Annotated in this window: 22 protein-coding genes; 7 read left to right on the forward strand and 15 right to left on the reverse strand. The window is 35.8% G+C overall.

What is annotated here, in order from left to right:
• Positions 1-14 precede the first annotated feature (14 nt).
• Positions 15-575, reverse strand: coding sequence for a GTP cyclohydrolase I FolE (gene folE, locus MWH30_RS07715; protein ID WP_248663490.1), 561 nt, complete (start codon positions 573-575; stop codon positions 15-17).
• A 339-nt stretch (positions 576-914) separates the two neighbouring features.
• Here folE and MWH30_RS07720 point away from each other — a divergent pair, with 339 nt between their 5' ends.
• The 3 genes from MWH30_RS07720 (at position 915) to MWH30_RS07730 (ending at position 2,240) form a co-directional block, all read left to right on the forward strand.
• Positions 915-1,571, forward strand: coding sequence for a DUF3786 domain-containing protein (locus MWH30_RS07720; protein WP_248663491.1), 657 nt, complete (start codon positions 915-917; stop codon positions 1,569-1,571).
• Positions 1,572-1,579: 8 nt separating this feature from the next.
• Positions 1,580-1,894 carry a hypothetical protein gene (locus tag MWH30_RS07725; protein WP_248663492.1) on the forward strand — a complete coding sequence of 105 codons (315 nt, stop codon included), beginning with the start codon at positions 1,580-1,582 and terminating at the stop codon, positions 1,892-1,894.
• 85 nt (positions 1,895-1,979) lie between these two features.
• Positions 1,980-2,240 (forward strand): DUF3243 family protein, encoded by a 261-nt coding sequence (locus MWH30_RS07730; protein WP_248663493.1) that lies wholly within the window; start codon positions 1,980-1,982, stop codon positions 2,238-2,240.
• A 30-nt stretch (positions 2,241-2,270) separates the two neighbouring features.
• On the opposite strand, the gene MWH30_RS07735 is transcribed toward MWH30_RS07730, so the two are convergent.
• The 8 genes from MWH30_RS07735 to purN form a co-directional block, all read right to left on the reverse strand.
• A complete protein-coding gene (locus MWH30_RS07735) occupies positions 2,271-2,486 on the reverse strand; it encodes a WYL domain-containing protein (RefSeq protein ID WP_248663494.1) in 216 nt (71 codons plus the stop codon).
• A 31-nt stretch (positions 2,487-2,517) separates the two neighbouring features.
• Positions 2,518-2,811: a DUF2103 domain-containing protein gene (locus MWH30_RS07740; protein ID WP_248663495.1), complete on the reverse strand. Its 294-nt coding sequence runs from the start codon at positions 2,809-2,811 to the stop codon at positions 2,518-2,520.
• 139 nt (positions 2,812-2,950) lie between these two features.
• The gene (gene argH / locus MWH30_RS07745) at positions 2,951-4,321 is read right to left on the reverse strand and encodes an argininosuccinate lyase (RefSeq protein WP_248663496.1); all 1,371 of its coding nucleotides are present in this window, start codon (positions 4,319-4,321) and stop codon (positions 2,951-2,953) included.
• Entirely contained in the window at positions 4,302-4,832 is a 531-nt protein-coding gene (locus tag MWH30_RS07750) for a GNAT family N-acetyltransferase (protein WP_248663497.1), read from the reverse strand. Before MWH30_RS07750 ends, argH begins: the two co-directional genes overlap by 20 nt.
• Positions 4,833-4,868: 36 nt before the next feature.
• The gene (locus tag MWH30_RS07755) at positions 4,869-6,077 is read right to left on the reverse strand and encodes an argininosuccinate synthase (RefSeq protein WP_248663498.1); all 1,209 of its coding nucleotides are present in this window, start codon (positions 6,075-6,077) and stop codon (positions 4,869-4,871) included.
• 506 nt (positions 6,078-6,583) lie between these two features.
• A complete protein-coding gene (argF, locus tag MWH30_RS07760) occupies positions 6,584-7,501 on the reverse strand; it encodes an ornithine carbamoyltransferase (RefSeq protein WP_248663499.1) in 918 nt (305 codons plus the stop codon).
• A 278-nt stretch (positions 7,502-7,779) separates the two neighbouring features.
• On the reverse strand, positions 7,780-9,054 hold the full coding sequence (gene fliD, locus MWH30_RS07765; RefSeq protein ID WP_248663500.1) for a flagellar filament capping protein FliD: 1,275 nt from the start codon (positions 9,052-9,054) through the stop codon (positions 7,780-7,782).
• A gap of 101 nt (positions 9,055-9,155) precedes the next feature.
• Positions 9,156-9,767: a phosphoribosylglycinamide formyltransferase gene (gene purN / locus MWH30_RS07770; RefSeq protein WP_248663501.1), complete on the reverse strand. Its 612-nt coding sequence runs from the start codon at positions 9,765-9,767 to the stop codon at positions 9,156-9,158.
• Positions 9,768-9,962: 195 nt separating this feature from the next.
• Between purN and MWH30_RS07775 the strand changes: the two genes are divergently transcribed.
• Positions 9,963-10,355: a HepT-like ribonuclease domain-containing protein gene (locus MWH30_RS07775; RefSeq protein WP_248663502.1), complete on the forward strand. Its 393-nt coding sequence runs from the start codon at positions 9,963-9,965 to the stop codon at positions 10,353-10,355.
• 146 nt (positions 10,356-10,501) lie between these two features.
• Positions 10,502-11,338 carry a zinc metalloprotease HtpX gene (locus MWH30_RS07780; protein WP_248663503.1) on the forward strand — a complete coding sequence of 279 codons (837 nt, stop codon included), beginning with the start codon at positions 10,502-10,504 and terminating at the stop codon, positions 11,336-11,338.
• Positions 11,339-11,385: 47 nt separating this feature from the next.
• Here the strand turns inward: MWH30_RS07780 and MWH30_RS07785 are convergent, their stop codons facing one another.
• Together MWH30_RS07785 and MWH30_RS07790 are read right to left on the reverse strand one after the other, a co-directional pair.
• Positions 11,386-12,102, reverse strand: a complete 717-nt coding sequence (locus tag MWH30_RS07785) for a metallophosphoesterase family protein (protein ID WP_248663504.1) — start codon at positions 12,100-12,102, stop codon at positions 11,386-11,388.
• A gap of 102 nt (positions 12,103-12,204) precedes the next feature.
• Entirely contained in the window at positions 12,205-12,921 is a 717-nt protein-coding gene (locus tag MWH30_RS07790) for an SIR2 family NAD-dependent protein deacylase (RefSeq protein ID WP_248663505.1), read from the reverse strand.
• 216 nt (positions 12,922-13,137) lie between these two features.
• Here MWH30_RS07790 and MWH30_RS07795 point away from each other — a divergent pair, with 216 nt between their 5' ends.
• Both MWH30_RS07795 and MWH30_RS07800 read left to right on the forward strand, forming a co-directional pair.
• On the forward strand, positions 13,138-14,430 hold the full coding sequence (locus MWH30_RS07795) for a PP2C family protein-serine/threonine phosphatase (protein WP_248663506.1): 1,293 nt from the start codon (positions 13,138-13,140) through the stop codon (positions 14,428-14,430).
• A gap of 34 nt (positions 14,431-14,464) precedes the next feature.
• Positions 14,465-14,653: a ferritin family protein gene (locus MWH30_RS07800; RefSeq protein WP_248663507.1), complete on the forward strand. Its 189-nt coding sequence runs from the start codon at positions 14,465-14,467 to the stop codon at positions 14,651-14,653.
• 73 nt (positions 14,654-14,726) lie between these two features.
• Here MWH30_RS07800 and MWH30_RS07805 read toward each other — a convergent pair whose 3' ends face one another.
• From MWH30_RS07805 to MWH30_RS07820, 4 genes are all read right to left on the reverse strand, one after another.
• Positions 14,727-15,926, reverse strand: a complete 1,200-nt coding sequence (locus MWH30_RS07805; protein WP_248663508.1) for a GTPase domain-containing protein — start codon at positions 15,924-15,926, stop codon at positions 14,727-14,729.
• A complete protein-coding gene (locus MWH30_RS07810; RefSeq protein WP_248663509.1) occupies positions 15,923-17,059 on the reverse strand; it encodes a YcjF family protein in 1,137 nt (378 codons plus the stop codon). The genes MWH30_RS07805 and MWH30_RS07810 overlap by 4 nt, the downstream gene beginning before the upstream one ends.
• 223 nt (positions 17,060-17,282) lie before the next feature.
• The gene (locus tag MWH30_RS07815) at positions 17,283-19,070 is read right to left on the reverse strand and encodes an AAA family ATPase (protein ID WP_248663510.1); all 1,788 of its coding nucleotides are present in this window, start codon (positions 19,068-19,070) and stop codon (positions 17,283-17,285) included.
• A gap of 182 nt (positions 19,071-19,252) precedes the next feature.
• Positions 19,253-19,849 carry a hypothetical protein gene (locus tag MWH30_RS07820; RefSeq protein WP_248663511.1) on the reverse strand — a complete coding sequence of 199 codons (597 nt, stop codon included), beginning with the start codon at positions 19,847-19,849 and terminating at the stop codon, positions 19,253-19,255.
• Positions 19,850-20,031 lie beyond the last annotated feature (182 nt).

A 20,031-nucleotide genomic window follows, 5' to 3' on the forward strand; every position in this document is an offset into this window, starting at 1 on the left:
CCTCCTTTGTAAATCTAGCCCTTAATTAGCTTTAAAGCTTCAGCTCTGGCAGCCTGATCTCTCTGTAATAATCCTCTTACTGCCGAAGTAGTAGTAAATGAACCCGGCTTACGAACTCCCCGCATAGTCATACACATATGCTCAGCTTCAATAATTACTATTACTCCTAAAGCATCTATATTATCCATTATTAAATCAGCAATCTGACTAGTTAATCTTTCTTGTAGTTGCGGACGATTAGCAAAGGAATTAACTACTCGAGCTAGCTTGCTTAACCCAGTTACCTTCCCGTGTTTAGGAATATAACCTATATGTGCTTCCCCAAAGAACGGTAACAGATGATGTTCACACATCGAATAAAAGGATATATTCTTCACCAAAACTAACTCTTCGTGCTCCTCAGTAAAGAAAATCTGTAAATCTTCAGCTGGGTCTTTATGCAAACCCTCAAAAATTTCAGCATACATTCTGGCTACTCTAGCTGGAGTATCTTTAAGCCCCTCCCGCTCCGGATCTTCTCCAATAGCGTCTAAAATCATAGTTACTGCTTCTTGAATTTTATCTTTATCTACCATTTATTTCCCCTCCATATCTTCTTAGATCTATTATATTTTAGCTTATCTTATCTGTATCCATAATAATCCTATACCATATTTCAGCACAAAAATAAATTTTCCTGCCTCTTTTCCCATTTATAACAGATAAACTGCTTAAAATCAAGCTATAGCTTCACTTAACTCTATTCATATTATCATTAATTAATAGTTCTGTCTATCCTATCTTAATAATTTCCTTTAGCAAAATTTTCGTATAATTTAGCTTAATTAAAGAAATTAATAGTTTTAACAAGGAAAATAATAAGCAATAGCTAAATATATAAGTACAAAGCAAAAGTTTACAAAGGAGAGATATAAGTGAATCAATCTAAAGAAAAACGTTTTAAAACAGAAATTAAGCAAAATAACTATTTAGAAGCCTTGAAAAAAGCTAAAGAAAAGTTACCAACTTTAAATCCAGATCAAGCAGCCCTTAGAAGTGGGGCTGAGTTTATGACAGCAGATTCCAAGTTTAAGTTAACTATGGCTAACGAAGACTACTATATTAGTTATCCAGAAGGCGAAGTAGAATATGCTGCCAAAGATAAAGATGTGCAACTACCAGTTAAAGTTCTAATTTTGCATTATCTCAATCAGGCTAGCGGAGTTCCTTTAGCTGATAAACTGATTTCCTTTCGCGAAGTACCTGAAGGAGGAGAAATTTACTACGGGCCCTTTAAAAAGCGAACAATTGACCCTTTAGTTAAGTACTTCGGAGAAGAGCCTGAAAAGTTAATAACAGTTGCTCAATATCTAGGTGGCCAAGAAGAAGGCTTAGGAGACTATAGTGTTACTGTTCCTGTTTTTCCTAAGATACCAGTTACCTATGTACTCTGGGAAGGCGATGAAGAATTTCCCCCTTCCGGTAATGTACTCTTCGATTCTTCAGCGATCTCCTATCTGCCTTCAGAAGATTTAGTCTTTGTAGCTAGTATACCTATCTGGGCTTTTAAGGGAATTCTTAAGAGTCTATAGTTTTTAAATTGTTGAATCAAATTCAAAAACAAATGAACTTAACAATTAATTCGCTTATAATTAAGAAAATTATTAGGGATATTATAATAAGAGGTGATAAAATCCAGTCTAAAAAAGAAGCTAAAAAAGAAATTATACAAATAAGATCTCAACTTGAAGAAGAGCTTAATCCAGCTGTAGAAAAACAATTAAAATTAAAACTACAAAAAATAATATCTCAACATGAAGATCTAGCAAATCCAGCCCAGATTGAATTTCAAGAAGCTGACCAACCTCCCTATGCAGTCTTTGACAGTGAAGATGCTGAAAAATATTTAGATTAAACCTAACTACCATACATCTTTTATAGAACTAAGGGAATATTAGTAATAAGATAACTAAATTTTAACTATGATAAGGAGGATTAAAATGTCAGTTCTTGATTCTTTTGAGCAGTTTAGAGAAATGTTAGCTAGGCAGGTTAGTATAGCTGAAGATATGGGTATGTCCCAAGATATGTTAACAGATTTAAGTAATCAAGTAGCCGAATTTCTATCCAATAATGTAGAGCCTAGAACCCAAGAACAGAAAATTTTAAAAGAGCTATGGGAAGTAGCTACTGAAGAAGAAAAAAATACTCTATCTAAATTACTATTAAAAATGGTAGAAAACACTCAAATACAACATTAAAAAATAAAGAAGGTGATTCTTTCACCTTCTTTATTGATCATACTTAACATCAGTGACTTGTAAACTTAAGACATTTTCTAAATTAAAAATGGTTTCTTGTTTTAATAAATGACAGTATCCATATAACTTTTTATCTGTCATTTTATAAGGATCAACTCGACGATAACGAATTTCACCTTGCGGATCTTTATAAACCAGTTTTATAGTCAGTTTATCCCTAATAGCAATCCGCAAATCGTGTAACATAACTGTCCTCCTCTTTTATTTAAAAAATACCTTACTTAACTAAATTTCTATCTTTTAACAGCTTAATAGTCCGCTCCTCATGATCAGTAACCACAAATACTTCCTGAATAGAGGAACTAGTTTTAGCTAAAATCTTAATTCCCGTTGGAGTAGGATACTTCAACTGCAAATAAGGCTGCATCCCACTACCACTGCGCCGATTAATCCGGCCGGGAATTATACTCTTAACTGTCTTTAAGGTAGCTAACTTTTCTAATAAAGGCAGGATATCCTCAATTATAGTATGTTCTTGTTTGATTTTATCAATTCGATACTTACCACCCATTATTAATACTCCTCTCTGCCAAAGCCTTCATTTATATTAACTTCTATTAAAAATCATAATCACCTGCTTATTAGATCATTAATTAATTCAAAATCTTAAAAAGGTTACTATGTTGATTCAACATAGCAACCTTTAACTACTAAGCAAGCTTAGTCTTTTCCTGCTCGATTACTCTTAAAACTTCTTTTTTAGCGGGCCCGCCTACAGAACTCCTAGCATCTACTGAACTCTCAATAGTAATTTTAGCATAGATATCCTCGTCAAAGACAGCAGAAAACTTATCCCATTCTTCCATTGTCAAGTCTCTTAATTTTTTATTTTCTTCAATACAGTAGAGTACAGTTTTACCTACCACTTCATGAGCCTCTCTAAAGGGTAAGCCCTTCTCTACCAAATAATCAGCTACATCAGTAGCATTAGTAAAGCCTTCCTCAGCTGTAGACTCCAATCTTTGCTGATTAAAAGTAGTCTTAGCTAACATCCTACTAAAGAGCTCTAAAGCACCTTTAAGAGTATCTACAGTATCAAAAAGCCCTTCTTTATCCTCCTGCATATCCTTATTATAAGCTAAAGGTAAGCCCTTCATTACTGTCAATAGCTGCATTAAATGTCCATAAACCCGTCCTGTCTTACCCCTAATCAGCTCCGGCACATCGGGATTTTTCTTTTGGGGCATAATACTGCTCCCAGTACAGAAAGCATCATCAATATCTACAAATTCAAACTCTTTAGCCGTCCATAACACCAGCTCTTCACTAAACCTACTCAGATGCATCATTAAAGTAGAGGCACTGGATAAGAACTCAATTACAAAGTCCCGATCACTAACCGTATCTAAACTATTTTGACTCACCTCTGCAAAACCTAACTCTTCAGCTACAAACTGCCGATCAATAGGAAAGGTAGTTCCAGCCAAAGCGCCGGCTCCTAAAGGTAGCACATTAGTTCGAGCATAACAGTCACTTAAACGCTGATAGTCCCTATCTAACTTATAGTAATAAGCTAGTAAATGATGAGCAACTCTAATCGGTTGGGCCCGCTGCAAGTGAGTATAACCCGGCATTATAATATCTATATTCTCTTCAGCTAACTTTAATAACACCTGCTGCAACTTTCTGACTAAGCCTTGGATATCTTCCAGCTGCTCCCGCAAATAAAGACGCATATCCAAAGCTACTTGATCATTTCTGCTCCGAGCCGTATGCAGCTTACCACCCACTGCTCCAATCTTCTCCGTTAATCTCTGTTCAATATTCATATGAATATCCTCTAAAGAAACCTGAAACTCAAAATCACCACTTTCAATTTCCGCTAAAATCTCTTCTAAACCAGCAATAATCTGCTCTCTTTCCTGCTCTGTAATGATTTCGCACTTAGCCAGCATCTTCACATGAGCTATACTACCCTGAATATCATACTTATACAGTCGCTTATCAAAACCAATAGAAGAGGTATACTCCTCTACTAAGCGGTCAGTATCTGCTTTAAATCTACCTCCCCACAACTTCATACTCTTCCCCCTTATCTTCTGCAATAACCTCATTACTTAATTCTTTACTAATTATCGCTCTATTATAATCCTTACCTTCTTTAACTCCTACTATTTGATAGCCGCGCTGCAAATAAAAGTTCAATAAATTCTCTAAATGATAAGCAGAATAGAGAGTGATTCTTTGACCACCCTTAGCCCTAACTCTACTCTCCACAGCCGAAATAAGAGTAGAACCGACTCCCTTACCTCTATACTTAGCCAAGACTCCCAAACGACTTAAATAAAACTCTCCCTCATCTACAGCATAAAAGCGCACCGAGCCTGCCGGCTGATTATGTAAATAAGCAATCAAAATCTCTCCCTGCTCAATATCCTGCAACACATCTTCTCTACTTTCCTGCAAAGCCGGACTGCTTAAGCCAGAAGAGGAAAGATTATAGTCCTGAAAAGCCTGCTTAGTTAGGTTAAATACTAAGTCACTATCACTCGGCTGAGCCTCTTTAACCTTAATTCTTAATCCTTTATTCATCAAATATCTCTCCTCTCCTGCTTAAAATCAAGCCCTCTAATCTTCATGTACCATGCTATGCACCTTAGTAGGCAGACCAAAGAGTTCAATAAAGCCTACCGCTGCTTCGTGATTGAACTGATCAGACTTTTCATAAGTAGCCAACTCTTCCTCATATAAAGAAACATCGGACTTTCTCCCTACTACCGTAGCCTTACCTTTATATAGTTTAATGCGTAAAGTACCGTTTACGTGTTCTTGAGTAGTCTCTATAAAGGCATCTAAAGCCTTCTTTAAAGGAGAAAACCACTGCCCATAATAGGTCAATTCAGCGTACTTTTCAGCAATTAGATCCTTATAATGGGCCGTATCTCTATCCAAAACCAAATCCTCTAAATGTCGGTGAGCATCCAAAAGTACCGTAGCTGCCGGAGTTTCATAGATCTCGCGGGACTTAATCCCTACTAATCTATTTTCAATCATATCCATTCTCCCCACTCCGTGCTTAGCCGCTATCTCGTTCAACTGATTGGTCAACTCTATCGGTGCCAACTCTTCACCATTTAAAGCCACTGGCACTCCAGCTTCGAAAGTAACTTCAATATATTCAGGTTCATCAGGAGCATCCTCCGGGGCATTAGTAATCTGATAAACCTCCGCTGGCGGCTCCGCCCAAGGATCTTCTAAAATACCACACTCAATACTCACTCCCCACAGATTACGATCAATACTATAAGGATTCTCCTTAGTAGCTCCCACCGGAATATCATGCTGAGCAGCATACTCTATTTCTTCTTCTCTAGAACCAAACTCCCACTCTCTTAGCGGAGCCACAATCTCAATTCCCGGCGCTAAAGCTTGAAAAGAAACATCAAAGCGTACCTGATCATTCCCCTTACCAGTACAGCCGTGAGCTACAGCATCGGCTCCCTCTTTTTTAGCCACCTCGATCATCTTCTTAGCAATTAAAGGTCTGGAGTAAGCTGTAGCTAAAGGATACTTATCTTCATAGATAGCTCCTGCTTGTAGTCCCTTAAAAGCATAATCGGTTAAAAACTCTTCTTTTAAGTCTTCGATATAGACTTTAATAGCTCCCGTAGCCAAGGCCTTTTTTCTGACCGGCTCTAAGTCCTCACCTTGACCTACATCAGCAGCAAAGGCTATTACCTCCGCCTCATATTCATCCTGTAGCCATTTAATAGCTACCGAAGTATCTAATCCTCCTGAATAAGCTAGTACTATTTTATTAATGTCTTTTTTACTCAATTTATATTCCTCCTTTGAAATTTTAAACTTCCTAAACAATATTGTTATATTGTTGAAATCAAGTTCAAAGACAAATCTGACACAGACTGAGTTCTGACAAAAATCTGACAAAACCTTAAAACCTTTAAAATCTATTGAAACCACTAATGAGCACAAATCAACACGCGCCCTGAAGCGACGCTTGCGACGTTTGTACTTTAACTAGTCATTTACTCTGGAACTTTAGCTAGTCATTACTCTGGGGATAATAATCCCTGAAGGAACGACGCGAAGCTAGTACCCTTATGATGAAGTCTTGGGCTGAATAAAAACCTTTAAATAATTTATTTTTTAAACTTATGTTTTAATGTCTAGTCAGAACTTAGTCAGATTTTAGTCTGTGTCAAACAGATCTTGAACTTTATCTTTTGATCTTAATCTGTCCTTTATCATCTATCCTTTGCACTAAACAATATAACAATAATACTCCATTAATTTAATTCTATATCTAAGCTACCTTTCCCTGCTTATTTCATCAACTCCACCATCAATGCCTTCTGCACATGCATCCTATTTTCAGCTTCATCAAAAACCTTAGACTGCTCACCATCGATTACTTCGGCTGTAACTTCCTGACCTCGATAAGCTGGCAGGCAATGGAGGAAAATAGCCTCCTCATTAGCTTCAGCCATCAGCTCCTGATCTACTTGATAGTCCTTAAAAGCCTGCTTACGCTCTGCTGCTTCGTCTTCATCTCCCATGCTGGCCCAGACATCGGTATAAACAGCGTCGGCTCCTTGAGCCGCTTGCAGAGGATCATCAATTATCTCTATCTGACTACCGCTCTTTGCTGCTTGCTTTTCAGCAGTAGCTAATATCTCCTTCTCAGGTCTATAACCCTCGGGAATAGCTAAAGAAATATTCATTCCTACTTTAGTAGTACCTAGTAAAAGAGAATTAGCTACATTATTACCGTCACCTATATAGGTCATTTTTAATCCTTGCAGCTCTCCTCTTACTTCCTGCACAGTATATAAGTCAGCTAGAACCTGACAAGGATGTAGTAAATCAGTCAGTCCATTAATCACTGGCACTGTAGCCTCCCTAGCTAATTCCTCCACATCGCTATGTTCATAAGTTCTAATCATAATCCCATCAATATACCTAGATAGAGTTTTAGCTGTATCGCTAATGGTCTCTCCTCTACCTAATTGAATATCATTAGCACTTAAAAATAAAGCATGTCCTCCCAACTGAAACATTCCTGCTTCAAAGGAAACTCTAGTTCTAGTAGATGATTTCTGAAAGATCATCCCTAAGGTCTGCCCTGCTAATAACTTGTGCTCAGTGCCTTGTTGATGTTTTTGCTTCAATTTATCAGTTAAGTCGAATAACTCTTCAATATCCTCTAATTCTAAATCAGCTAAGGTTACTAAGTTTTCCATAATTACTTCCCCCTTAAAGTATTCAAAACTCATTTATAATTATACAGCATCTAGAATAAATATTCAAGGATTTTATTCAACTTATACAGCTTCCATGTAAAAATAAAAAAGCAGCACCTCAATAATAAGGTACCACCCTGAATATCTTAATATACAAAGTTAAGCTTTAGATATTTTTGAGTTAAGAAGTTGCTCCCTGCCTTAAATTCTAATTTAATCCTTCTTTTTCTAAGTCAATACAATTATACTAGAATATAACTAAGCAAGATATCCACTTTTTAAAGATAAAAGTCCATTACCACTCCCGGTTGAAATGATGATAAAGGAGAAACATTTTCACCAGTAGCATTATAGATGTTGAAGTCCGGCATTAAACTATTAGGTTCGTGCTGATAGCTTTCCCAGTCTACATAACGAGAAATTGGACTAGCTAAAGCTTCATCAACTCGATGCTCTATTTGAGCAGCTAAGCCGGCATCACCTAAAATCTCTTCAGCTCTAACAAAGTCCTCGCTCAAAGCCACCGCAAACTCCTCATTATTAAAATCTAATCTACCTTCATTATCAACCTCAATTCCAACTTCAGCTAAATCAGCTTCTCTAAATTCAACTAATTCAGCTAAAGAATCTGCCAAAGCTAAAGCATCATCGCTATCCAAATCATTTTCCAGAAAATCTAGAGCTTGATTATAATCATCAATAAAGCTTTCAGTAGCTGTTAAAATTTGACCAGTATCCTCACTTATAATAACCTCAGCAGTCCCCTCAGTTCCCAAAGCTAAACTTACTTCATCTTGAGCAGCTAAAGTTACTTCATTATTCTCAGCAGTATACTCAACACCATCTACAGTATATTCAGCTGGCTGTGCCTCTACTTCTATATTATTAATTCCTATCTCTGCTGCCAACTGCCCTCTAAGATCTGTAATTTCAAAAGCAGCCTGATCACCTAAGTCAGTAGCTCTAATTTCCAAACGACTAACCTCAGTCTCATCTCCATTTATTACTTCAGCTGTCAATTCTAAATCAGTATTATTTATTTCAATAGCTGTTCTTTCTAAAAGCTCCTGATTAGTGTCGTCAGCTTCTACTTCAACAGCTATTTCAGCTTCAGTTTCACCTTGAGTAATAATAAGCATATTTTCAGCAGTATCAAGCTCCGTCGTTTCTTCACTTTCTAGATCTAGGGATGAATTTTCTTGGGCCCGAGCTAACTGCTCAACTTCTATTTCATAGCTGGCTAAGGAAGCTCCTCTTTGAGCTTCAATCTCGACTACTTCTGGATTCGTATTATTTACTTCTCTTTCTGCAAATACCGAAGTATCTCCATCGGCTAATCTAGCTGCCGACTCACTTAAATCTCTTAATTCCATCCGCAAACTAGTTAAATCTTCACTAACTTCCTCAATTAAACTTCTACTACCATCAATTCTATTATTAGCAGCTAAATTTTCAAATAAATTAGGGTTAGTATCAACCTGCTCTTGACTATAAGTAACATCTTTAGGGTTCAAAGCCGACCAATGACTAGAAGTATCAATCCTATCTACCATAGCTATCCCCCCTCTTTTAATAGCTATTTTATAAATATTATACCATTTTCAAAATAACATCTCAACTACAACAAAAAAAGGGGAATAAATAGTTATTAAGCTTAGAGAATCTCTACTTTGCCATCTTTAACTACCAAACGACCATTTGCAAATAACTGAATAGCTTTAGGATAAATCCGATGCTCTTCAGCTAAAATACGCCGAGATAAGCTTTCTACAGTATCTCCCTCTAACACCGGAACTGCTTCTTGTAAAATAACGGGCCCGCTATCTATTCCCTCATCGGCAAAATGAACTGTACAACCTGAAATCTTCACTCCGTAATCCAAAGCCTGCTCTTGGGCATTAGGCCCAGGAAAAGCCGGCAATAAAGAGGGATGAATATTCATAATTCTATTCCGATACTGATCTATAAAATAAGAACTCAAAAAGGTCATAAAACCAGCCATAGCTACTAATTCTACTTCATTTTCTTCTAACACCTCTACCATCCGCGCCTCATAATCTGCAGTAGTAGCAAAGTCCTCTTTACCTATATAAGTATTATTCAAGTCATACTTTTCAGCTCTATCCAAAGCCTTTGCTTCAGGATTATCGCTAATTACAATTCCTATTTCCGCATTTAACCTACCATCTTCAATACTATCAATAATTGATTGCAAATTAGTTCCTCGTCCAGATACTAGAACTCCAATAATTATATCATCATACATCCGCTACTCCCCCTTTCATTGTATATCGAAAACTCGTGTCCCTATTCACTTAGACTATAATTATAACACAAAAGAATAAAAAAATAAATAGTAACTTAAACAACTACTTGCAAAGCAATAAAAGGTCTTATATAATAATATATAGGTAGATCTAATAATTTTCACCTAGAGTAGCACTTAAAAGGAGTGTAAAATATGTCAACAAACTTCCAGACACATATAAATGATATTTTTAAAGCAATAGTCAAAATTGAAAAATATACTAAAAATTTAAGTTACGATGAATTCAAAGAGGATGAGCTAATTCAGGATGGTACAATCAGAAATTTAAGAATTATAAGTAAGACAGTACATAAAATTTCCGATGAAATCAAAGAAAAAAATCCGCAAGTTAAATGGAAAAAAATAGCTGAAGCAGAGAGTTTTTTAAATAATAACCTAGCAGAAATGGATTTAAAAAAGGTTTGGGAAATCATCGAAACTAAACTCCCCAACTTTAAACAACAAATAATCAAAGTTAACTTTAACTTAAATATAGATCAAACCAAGCTAAAGCCTAGAACTATTCCTACCTTTAAAAATAACTAATATCTGTAATCTCAACTTCAAGATAATAAAAATTAAAAACCTATTAAACCAAATACAACAATAATATTTTAAAAAGAGTCATATAATGATATAATAAAGGTCAAGCTAACTTTTTAGTGAAAAACAGAGATAAGGAGGAATTACTTATGCATAGAATGAAAACCTTTATGTTAATGTTTATCTTAATCCTGGTATTTATCTTTTTAGGTGGAGCTATCGCCGGAGAACAAGGAATGATTATGGCTTTCATCTTTGCTCTAGTTATTAACGTGCTCAGTTACTGGCATAGCGATAAAATTGCTATTAAGATGACCAAAGCTCGTCCTTTAAGCGAAAAAGAAGCTCCGGAAATCCACGAAATGGTACGCAAACTGAGTAATAAAGCTCGAATTCCTAAGCCCAGAGTCTATATTACTCCTTCCAATCAGCCTAATGCTTTTGCTACTGGTCGTAATCCAGATAACGGAGTAGTAGCAGTAACGGAAGGCATTATGGGACTGCTAAACAAAGAGGAATTAGAAGGAGTTATTGCTCATGAATTAGCTCATATCAAAAATAGAGATACCTTAATCAGCACCATTGCCGCCGTAATGGCCGGAGCTTTAGCTTTTTTAGCTCGTATGGGAAGGTTTCAAATGCTCTTTGGCGGACGTCGCCGCAGTAATAATAAAGGAGCTTTAATCCAAATAATAGCAATGGTCTTTGCACCATTGGCAGCAATAATTATCCGTATGGCTATCTCTCGTTCCCGAGAATACTTAGCTGATGAAGAAGGAGCTCGGATAGCCGGCAAAGGCGATGGCTTAGCCAGTGCTCTCCAAAAAATGCAAAATTATGCTCAAAATAGAGAAATGAAAGTCAACCAAGCTACCTCGCATATGTTCATTATCAATCCTTTTTCCGGTCGAGGTGGAATAAGTAAGCTTTTTAGTAGCCATCCTCCTACCGAAGAAAGAATCCAAAAATTAAGGACTATCAGATAGATCTAGGCGCTCTTCTAAGCAAAACAAGAAGAGCGTCTTTTACTTTACTAAGCAACATAGATCTTCTGATTAGTCAAATCTACACAAGAAAGTTGACCACCTGCTAAGGAGCTACCGGTATCAATTAATATAGAATTTTTTCTAAATACCACTTCATCCTGAGGATTATGTCCGGCTACAACCTTTTTACCAAAATCATAATCTGCTTCGATAAAATCATCTTTAATCCACAGCATATCTTCTTCTTGCTGTTCTTCCTTATCTACACAAGGTCTTAGTCCCGCGTGAACAAATATATATTTTTCAGTTTCCAATTTAGTAGGCAGAGTTTTAAACCAGTTCACATCTTGCACAAACTCTTGATGATTCAAAAGCTTCATTGCTTGGTCAAAAGTTCTAACTTGCTGACCATAACTTTGGGCAGTTTTATCACCACCATAATCCAGAAAATCTGAACCATCTAAGTCCTTCCTATCTAAAAAATTAATAGCTAACTGCTCATGATTTCCCTTAAGTACTTGCACACTTTTAAACATAGATAAGCGTTTTAAAAATTTAACTACTTTCCTAGAATTTTCTCCTCTATCTATAAAATCACCGTGAATAATCAGCTTATCAAAAAACGGATTAAAGTTTACTTGACTTAATAGTTTAATTAAAGCAGTAAAGTTACCGTGAATATCACCAATACTTAACAGTCTTCCTTTTCTATTGATATTTTTTCTAAAATCCAATAATTCTTTCACTAAAATAGTAATATTCACTATTTTTCACCGCCTTCCTTAACATCCTATATTAATCATTATACAGAATTTTAAGAATATTTGTAAAGAAAGACGAAGAAAAAAATCAATAAATTATCTATACTATGCTAATTCAGCAATTTCAGCCAGCACCCTACTTGCAGAATCATTAATTACTACTTCAGCCTGGCTGTCAAAGGGAGTAGTAGATAAGTTGATTATTAATGATTTATCAGCCAGTTGCGGTAAAAGATTAGCTGGACTAACCTCCAAACTGGAACCAATCACAATTAGTAATTCAGCTTGGCTAGCTAACTTTCTAGCTTCCATAAACTCTGTAGTTAAAGAGTCACCAAAGAAAACTATATCTAGTTTGATCAGTCCTTGACAGTCCAAGCAATAGGGCCCGTCCTTTTGCATTAGCTCTTCTATCTCAGCAAAACTATATTCCTTTGCACAGCCCTGACAGCTCCCAGTTCGTAGATGACCGTGAATTTCTAGTACCGATTCTGAACCTGCCTGTTGATGTAAATTATCTATATTTTGAGTAATTACTGCCTCAATATCTCCAGCAGCCTCCAGTTCAGCTAAAGCAAAATGGGCTGGATTAGGCTCTGCTTCTTTGATCTCTTTAAAAAGTGGTAAAGCCAATTCATAAAACTCTATTGGATTTTCAATAAAATTTTGAGCTGTAAAAAGCTGAGGATCTACCTCCTCCCAAAGCCCACCGGAACTACGAAAATCAGGGATTCCACTTTCAGTAGATATGCCAGCTCCGGTAAAAGCTATAGTATAATTGCTTTTCTTAATCAATGAAACAGCTTTTTCTATACTATCCATTTGTTGATTAAACCTCCTTAGTATAACAATAATACTCGATAGATTCAGATTTTCCCTGCAAAACTCAACTTAAATACCTATCCTTACTAACTATTATCTTTTCTTTAAAACAACACTTTTAATCTCAATTAACACTTTCAATAGCTTTTATGCAGGAATTATCTCAATAATAAAGAAACAATCCATTAGTAAGTAAATGGAAAGTAGGTTATAAATATGTTAAATAATATTTATATACTCATAATATTAATACTTTTAATCCTCCTTAGCTTGAAAATCTATCAAAATTATCTTTATCGCCAAGAAATTCTAAAACAACAACAGAAATTAGTTAAACTAAAATCTCTACAAGAAAAAGACCTAGAGCAGGCCCGTTCCATTCACCAAAACTCTATTCCCAAACAGCTTCCTCAGCCTAATAACTACTCCATTGCTGCCTGTTTTAGTCCAGCTCAACATCTGGGAGGAGACTATTATAACTTTTTTAAGGTAGAGCACGGCTCACTAAATATATTTTTTGATCAGTACTTTTTTTATATGTTTGATGTTTCAGGTCATAGAATAGATAGTGCCTTTTTAGCTATGTTTGTCAACGAAGCTATTGAAAATTACTTTAAACTACACCACAATGAAGGAGAAAAGGTTTCTCCGGCAGAAATTCTAAAGTATATCGATGAGCAGTATCGCTCAGCCAACTATGCAGAGGACTATACTATCAGTATTATAGCCGGAGTACTGGAGCTAAAAAATAATACCTTTACCTATGCAGCTACTGGCTTTCATTTTCCTTTCTATTTGCTTGATGAAAACAATAACTTAAAGGAAATAGAAACCGGAGGCCTGCCAATCTCTACTACTTTCGATGTTGAACTGCTCAAGCTAAGAGATCATAAAATAAACTTTGCAGAAAATAGTTCTCTTTTTATCTGCACCGATGGTCTAGTCGATGAAAAAAGAAAGGATAAACTCTTTGCTGATGTTTTGCCTGAAAAAATAATTGAACATAGTCAACTCCCTGCTCCTTTTTTAGTTAGTAAGATTAAAGAAGAGTTTATTAATTTTATAGATGGGCAAAGTCCAGAAGATGATATTACTTTTGCAGCTATTGACAGAATTAATGGTCAAACTATCGATTGGCAAAGTAAGGTCACCTGTGAAATTCTCGAAAAATCTAACAATGAAATTCAAAAACGCCTCGAAAATGAATTAAAACTAAATACTAAGCTAAAACAAAAATTATTAGAGGCACTTTTAAAGCTACTAAGCAGGGCTCTGAAAACTACTAATCAATTTGATTCAAAGCAAGAAATCAGACTCAGAATAATCCATCAGCCTGAGCAGTATCTCTATCTGAGCCTAATTGATCAAAAAACTGCTTTTCATCTTAACAAAGAGCTTAACTTCTGCTCAAGCAAAGAAGAACAAAAGTTAGCTTTGGAGAACTCCTTCTTTGAACTGATTAGCTATAATAATGCAGGTGCTCAGATTTTCGCTTTAAAATTTCTATAATAAATTATTATAGATAGCAGGAGGTGAAATGATTATGGAAGAGGTTTTAGAAGGTATATTAGAAGCTATTGAAGATGAACAAGCAGCTCAAAAAAAGTATAAAAAGTTAAAGGCCCAAGCTGATACGGAGGAAGCTAAAGCATTATTTGAACAGTTGATCAAAGATGAAATAAGGCATGAAGAGTTATTGAAGTCTCGTTATGAAGCTTTGAAAGAGATATAGTTTTTAAAAATAGGGCTCTAGGTGTGGAATAGGGCCCTATTCCTCCCAGCAGCTTCAAAAATTAGAAGCTCTCTTAATTTTCAATTCTATCATAATCCTCTTTAACCTCACTCACAATATTCTCAATCTCCGGCCCTATTTCCCTAATTTCCTTCTTAATACTCTCTTCAGCTTGCTCCAAACTATCCAAAATCTTATCCTCCGTATAGCCCTTCTTAATCAGCAAACCAGCCGCTATAATCGGCAAAGCAGGCAGGAAAACTCCCTTCAACAGAGCCAAACCAGCAATCTTACCCCCAGCCAATGCTTTCAAAGCCATTCCCCCGCCAGCTAACTTCATTCCTCCAGCTACTCCACCGATAATCCCTAAATCAATCATCTTCCGCGTTAAATCATCAAAGTCCGGAAACTGAATTCTACACTCAAAATCCCGCTCAAACTGACTAATCCCCGTTAGAGACTCAGCAAAGCTGCTAAATAGATTAACCATCTCCCGTAAATTTCTCAATACCAACTCATTTATTCGTTGCTCACTTAAATCAGTCACAAAACTCTTTAAATCAGCCTGCAAATCTTCAATCACTCTCCTTTGATTCAGCAGTCCCAGTTCAGTCTTCACTTTCTCTCTCAACTCTGCAAAATAATCACTAACTATAGCTAACAGTTGCACTTCACATCTAGGAGGAAGGCGCCCAAGAATAGAATCCCAAAAACCATCCTTAATAGCTTTAATAGCTTCTTTCCTACCTCTAGGCTCAATTTTCTTACCGCTTAACAGTTCTTTTTCCTCACTACAGACCTCCAGCACAGTCAAATCTGCCTCTAACTCAGCTTTGATTAACTCCTTTAACTGCTGGAGCTGATTACCTCTATTCTGATCAGCTTTAGTAAAGACTATCTGCACCTGGTAATTCTCCTCCAAAAACTTGCTAATAATCTCCAACTCATACTCCTCAATCCGAGCCTTACCAGTACCAATACAGTAAAAAATAGTATGAAACCAGTCCTCTATATCTTCCTCAATACTCCTTTTAGCCAACTCCTCTTCCAAATCTGCCAGCCACTGTTCAGCTTTATCAGCTTCTAAGCCGTAGGAATCAAAAATCCTGATTGCCAGTCCATCCAGCTCCATATCCACACTTTCAAAGCCCTCGTGCTCTACCGGTCGGCTATTGCTTACCTCTTTAACCTCAGCTCCATATAGATAGTTAATAAAGCTGCTTTTACCTACCCCTGTCTTACCGACTACTGCTACATTGTAGCGGGCCCTCATACATCTACCACCCCTACTTCATCAGTCTCACTTTCAAAATGGCTTTTAAAAAGCCGGCTCATTAAAGGCTCTAAATTTCTAAGTAAATGCTTCAACTCCCCTTCCTTACCCTCTATAGCCAGCTTAGAAATATTATAACAAAGCTCAGAAACAGCAAAACCCATAGCCGAAGTAATTCCTGCCGCTACACTAGCCGAAATCATCCCGCCCACTACTGCTCCTTTAAGCGGTACAAACTTAACTAATTGAGCCACCAACCAGATACCCGAACTAGAGATAATCTTTCCTACCCCTAAAGTTCCGACTAAACCTTTAAACTGCTTTAAAAGTCCCTCCAAATCATAAACATTTAACACTCGGGCCAACATTCCCGCCTGATTACCCAATAAGACCGGCGCATCAGAAAAGGGAATGGGAGTAAAAGCCACAGCTCCCGAACCGCTAGTATGCTGGACAATTATACTTTTAGCCTTTTCCTTCTTTAACTCCAGATTTCGCTTTTGAGCCTTAATAAAGCCTATCCTTAAAGCCTCCGGCAGTCTCTGCTGTGACCAATTAAGCAGCTTCTTTAAATCCAGATAAGCTAACTCCGGTAATTTCATAGTTGTTAAGTTAAAGGTAGCCAGATTAGGCAGTTCAGCTAAGACTTCCTTTTCCAAAGCCTCTAGTTCATCTTTAGTTACCAAGTCAGCCTTACTAAATAAAACTCCAATCGGAATACCAGCCTGATAAATCTTTTTGATCACCTTTAAATCTAACTCAGTTACTCTATTTCCACTAGCATCAATCACATACCAGACCAGATGAATCTTATCCTCCACCGATTTTCCTTCCTCAATAGCGAAATCAACTACTTTTTCCATAAACTCCGCCTGCTTTTCAGTACCTATTTCATAACCCACCGTATCGTAGAGAACTACTGGAATATCCTGCTGCTGATAGATATTAATCTGTTCAGTTACCGACTCTCCCGTACCTACCTCAGCCAGTTCTTCACCAAAGATAAGATTAACTAGTGAGCTTTTACCTACGCCTGTCCCACCTATCAGCAAAATATTAGGCTTTTGAATCGAATCTTTAAGCTGCTGATATTCCTCTTCTAGCTGCTGTTCTAGAATATCTATTCCCTTCATGTTAAGCTCCCCCCTAAAGTTTATTAGCCATTTATTCGACCGATTTCCAACCCTATTCAATACCAATTATAACATAAGTAGCTAGACAGCTATTGTCCTTGCATTTATAAGTTAGTAATCTTTTTAAGTTCTTATTTATTTAATAGCTAATTAACATAGCAGCCAAGGTCTTTACTACCGGATTCCATTTATCAGCCTTAGAAAAATCGGGCCTGTCTTTGATTTAAAAATCTAAATCAATAATCTCCTTTTCCTCAAGTCCTGTTGTCTTAGCTATTACTTCTATATCTACTCCACTTGCTAACAAATTCTTAGCAATCTCTTCTTCCTTACTTAAAACTTTTTCTCCATCAAGATTACTAACTATTTCTACCTTCTTCCCTTTAAATGCAATCCCAACCTTAATTATCTCACTCACTCCATAAGCTTTAATAGTCGCTTCATAGCCTTCTTCATCTATCTGCTTCAGAGCTTTAAGGGCACTATCTTTTAAATCTCTATCTTTATCTAAATTATATTTTTTAAACTCTATTACTAGCCCTTTTTCCTTTTTAGCCCGGGGAATAAGTATCACATCTGCTCTGCCATAGCCTGTCTCGCGATTGCTTCTTATTATGTATCTATCTTTTAATCCTACTACCATCCCCAATACTAAACCATGATAGAACTTTTCTGGATTTTTCTCTCCAGTATCAAAATAACTCAATGTTTCTCTAGTCAATTCTTTAAAGTCTTTCTTAAATTGCTTAATATGGCCCAGTAATAATTCATTTATCATACTTTCTAGCTCTATATTCTGATCTTTTAATATATTTTGCACCGTATAACGATAAAAGAACATCACCTCTTGATTTGGCACTTTTAATTTATACTCTCTTTCTTTAACATGCTCTACCCATTTTAAGTAACCACTAAATAATAAAAGTGTCCAGATATTCTCTTCTCTACCGTCTATCTCGTTAAAAACAAGATTTTTTTCTATATCTGAACTTATCTCTTGGCCTTCAATTAGTCTTAAAACTCCATCTTTAAACTCCGCACTGCTCTTTCTGATTAATTCTTTTATCAATTGATTAGAGCTTGAGTTAATCCAGTACTCCTGGATCTTTCCTTCATTATCTGCTAAATTAATTATAGAAAAGGGATTATATATCTCTATCCCGCCGAAATTATAACCATCATACCAAGTTATTATTTCTTCCTCTCTAGATTTTAATCCATAATACTCTACTAATTCTAAAACCTCTTCTCTTGTCAAGCCGAACTTATCATTATAAAAGTCTGATAATACAGTGGAAACTTTTAAATTATTTAAACCACTAAATATACTTTCCTTTGCCACCCGAGTGATGCCTGTTAAAACACTTTTTTTCAGATATTGATTATCTTTTAGAGCGGCACTTAGAAATACTTTAAAATAGTCAATAAACTGCTCATAATAGCTATTATTATACGCTGCCATGATAGGAGTATCATACTCATCTATCAATAAGATAGTTTTTAAACCGTGATGCTTAGCTAGATATTCGGATAAATTACTTAAACTAAACTTATATTTTGCTGGACTAGCCTGTCCATGAAGCACCTCTTGAAACTCTTTGATTTCATATTCGCTCATTTTATCACTTTTTAATAGATAGTCATGTCTTTGATACTCTTTAGCGATTATTAGTTTTAGTTCTTCGTAACTCTCACTATAATTCCTACTCTTTAGATCTTTAAAGCTGAGATAGATTACTGGATATTGGCCCTGCATTTCCCTGAATTCTTGCTTCTGCCAGATTTTTTTATCCTGAAATAGATAGCTATTATCTCCTTCGCTCTTTTCAAAGAAGTATCTGAGCATCGATTGGTTTAAGGTCTTACCAAATCTGCGCGGTCTGGTAATTAAGATTACCTCACCGCTGGTCATTACTTCTTTAATCAATAAGGTCTTATCTACATAATAACAGTCTTCATCTATTAATTTTTTATAATCACTAATCCCCACCGCCAGCTTTTTTAAACTCATCTTATCAGCTCCTTAAGTTAACTACCTTTATTATATCTAACTTTTATGGGAATTAAAAGCAAAAATTACTTAGGGATATAATTCGCAATCTTTATTTTGCCTTGAAAAATAATAATCTACCTTCATTAATGAAGGTAGACTATTAATATTTGGGATTCAACTAACTTCTATATAAAAACCATTCACTTCAAAAATTTAAAAGATTCTACCATTTTCCCTGCTATTTCTGAATTATTATCATAATCATCTTCCTCTCCAGAATAAAGCACATCAGCAGTTAAGTCATTTTCGCTATCGTGAATAAAAATCCAGCTTTTTCTCAAATTAGACTCTAAATCTCCTACCTTATACTCTATTATGTAAGCTGGATAATTATTTATTATAGTTTGATAGTCTTCTGGATCAGTGTTTTCTCCATTAATAATAGTTTCATCTTCATTAGCCTCCATCTCCTCTAATAAGTCCTCTAAATCTTCTTTTAGCTCTTCCATAGTTTCTCCCTTAAGTAACTCAACAGAAAAAACAAAGCTATCCTCATCATTTTCAAGGTCAGGTACAATTTCTACGAAGTAGTCTGCTTGATCTTCATAATATATATCCCATTCTGGTGGATATTGAAAGGCATAGTAATCTGTTTCATGTGTTTCCCAAACTACTCCTTCATCATTATTGTTATTACCATTGCTATTAAAGGGGTTACAACCTACCAAAAGAACTACTACTAAAGATAAGATTAATATTAAAACCAAGTACTTAGTTCTTCTAATCAACTTAACCATAATTATCTCCTCCTGTTGTGTTATTTTATATAATAAATTATAACACTTAGGGATAGACAATAACTGTCCTTCCAAAGAAAAAATACTACTTCTTCAGTAGTTATTACCCATATTCCGCATAAGTGAATAGTAGTTTTCAATAGTATAAAAATACCATTTTATTTTAGCCTTTTATGTGGAAT

This window comes from Fuchsiella alkaliacetigena (genome assembly GCF_023227765.1).
Classification (GTDB): Bacteria; Bacillota; Halanaerobiia; order Halobacteroidales; family Acetohalobiaceae; genus Fuchsiella; species Fuchsiella alkaliacetigena.

Excerpts from the sequence above, each read along its gene's own strand:
- folE (WP_248663490.1), bottom strand. The coding sequence starts at position 575 with ATGGTAGATAAAGATAAAATTCAAGAAGCAGTAACTATGATTTTAGAC.
- MWH30_RS07730 (WP_248663493.1), top strand. The coding sequence starts at position 1,980 with ATGTCAGTTCTTGATTCTTTTGAGCAGTTTAGAGAAATGTTAGCTAGG.
- MWH30_RS07735 (WP_248663494.1), bottom strand. The coding sequence starts at position 2,486 with ATGTTACACGATTTGCGGATTGCTATTAGGGATAAACTGACTATAAAA.
- MWH30_RS07740 (WP_248663495.1), bottom strand. The coding sequence starts at position 2,811 with ATGGGTGGTAAGTATCGAATTGATAAAATCAAACAAGAACATACTATA.
- argH (WP_248663496.1), bottom strand. The coding sequence starts at position 4,321 with ATGAAGTTGTGGGGAGGTAGATTTAAAGCAGATACTGACCGCTTAGTA.
- MWH30_RS07750 (WP_248663497.1), bottom strand. The coding sequence starts at position 4,832 with ATGAATAAAGGATTAAGAATTAAGGTTAAAGAGGCTCAGCCGAGTGAT.
- argF (WP_248663499.1), bottom strand. The coding sequence starts at position 7,501 with ATGGAAAACTTAGTAACCTTAGCTGATTTAGAATTAGAGGATATTGAA.
- fliD (WP_248663500.1), bottom strand. The coding sequence starts at position 9,054 with ATGGTAGATAGGATTGATACTTCTAGTCATTGGTCGGCTTTGAACCCT.
- purN (WP_248663501.1), bottom strand. The coding sequence starts at position 9,767 with ATGTATGATGATATAATTATTGGAGTTCTAGTATCTGGACGAGGAACT.
- MWH30_RS07775 (WP_248663502.1), top strand. The coding sequence starts at position 9,963 with ATGTCAACAAACTTCCAGACACATATAAATGATATTTTTAAAGCAATA.
- MWH30_RS07780 (WP_248663503.1), top strand. The coding sequence starts at position 10,502 with ATGCATAGAATGAAAACCTTTATGTTAATGTTTATCTTAATCCTGGTA.
- MWH30_RS07790 (WP_248663505.1), bottom strand. The coding sequence starts at position 12,921 with ATGGATAGTATAGAAAAAGCTGTTTCATTGATTAAGAAAAGCAATTAT.
- MWH30_RS07795 (WP_248663506.1), top strand. The coding sequence starts at position 13,138 with ATGTTAAATAATATTTATATACTCATAATATTAATACTTTTAATCCTC.
- MWH30_RS07800 (WP_248663507.1), top strand. The coding sequence starts at position 14,465 with ATGGAAGAGGTTTTAGAAGGTATATTAGAAGCTATTGAAGATGAACAA.
- MWH30_RS07805 (WP_248663508.1), bottom strand. The coding sequence starts at position 15,926 with ATGAGGGCCCGCTACAATGTAGCAGTAGTCGGTAAGACAGGGGTAGGT.
- MWH30_RS07810 (WP_248663509.1), bottom strand. The coding sequence starts at position 17,059 with ATGAAGGGAATAGATATTCTAGAACAGCAGCTAGAAGAGGAATATCAG.
- MWH30_RS07815 (WP_248663510.1), bottom strand. The coding sequence starts at position 19,070 with ATGAGTTTAAAAAAGCTGGCGGTGGGGATTAGTGATTATAAAAAATTA.
- MWH30_RS07820 (WP_248663511.1), bottom strand. The coding sequence starts at position 19,849 with ATGGTTAAGTTGATTAGAAGAACTAAGTACTTGGTTTTAATATTAATC.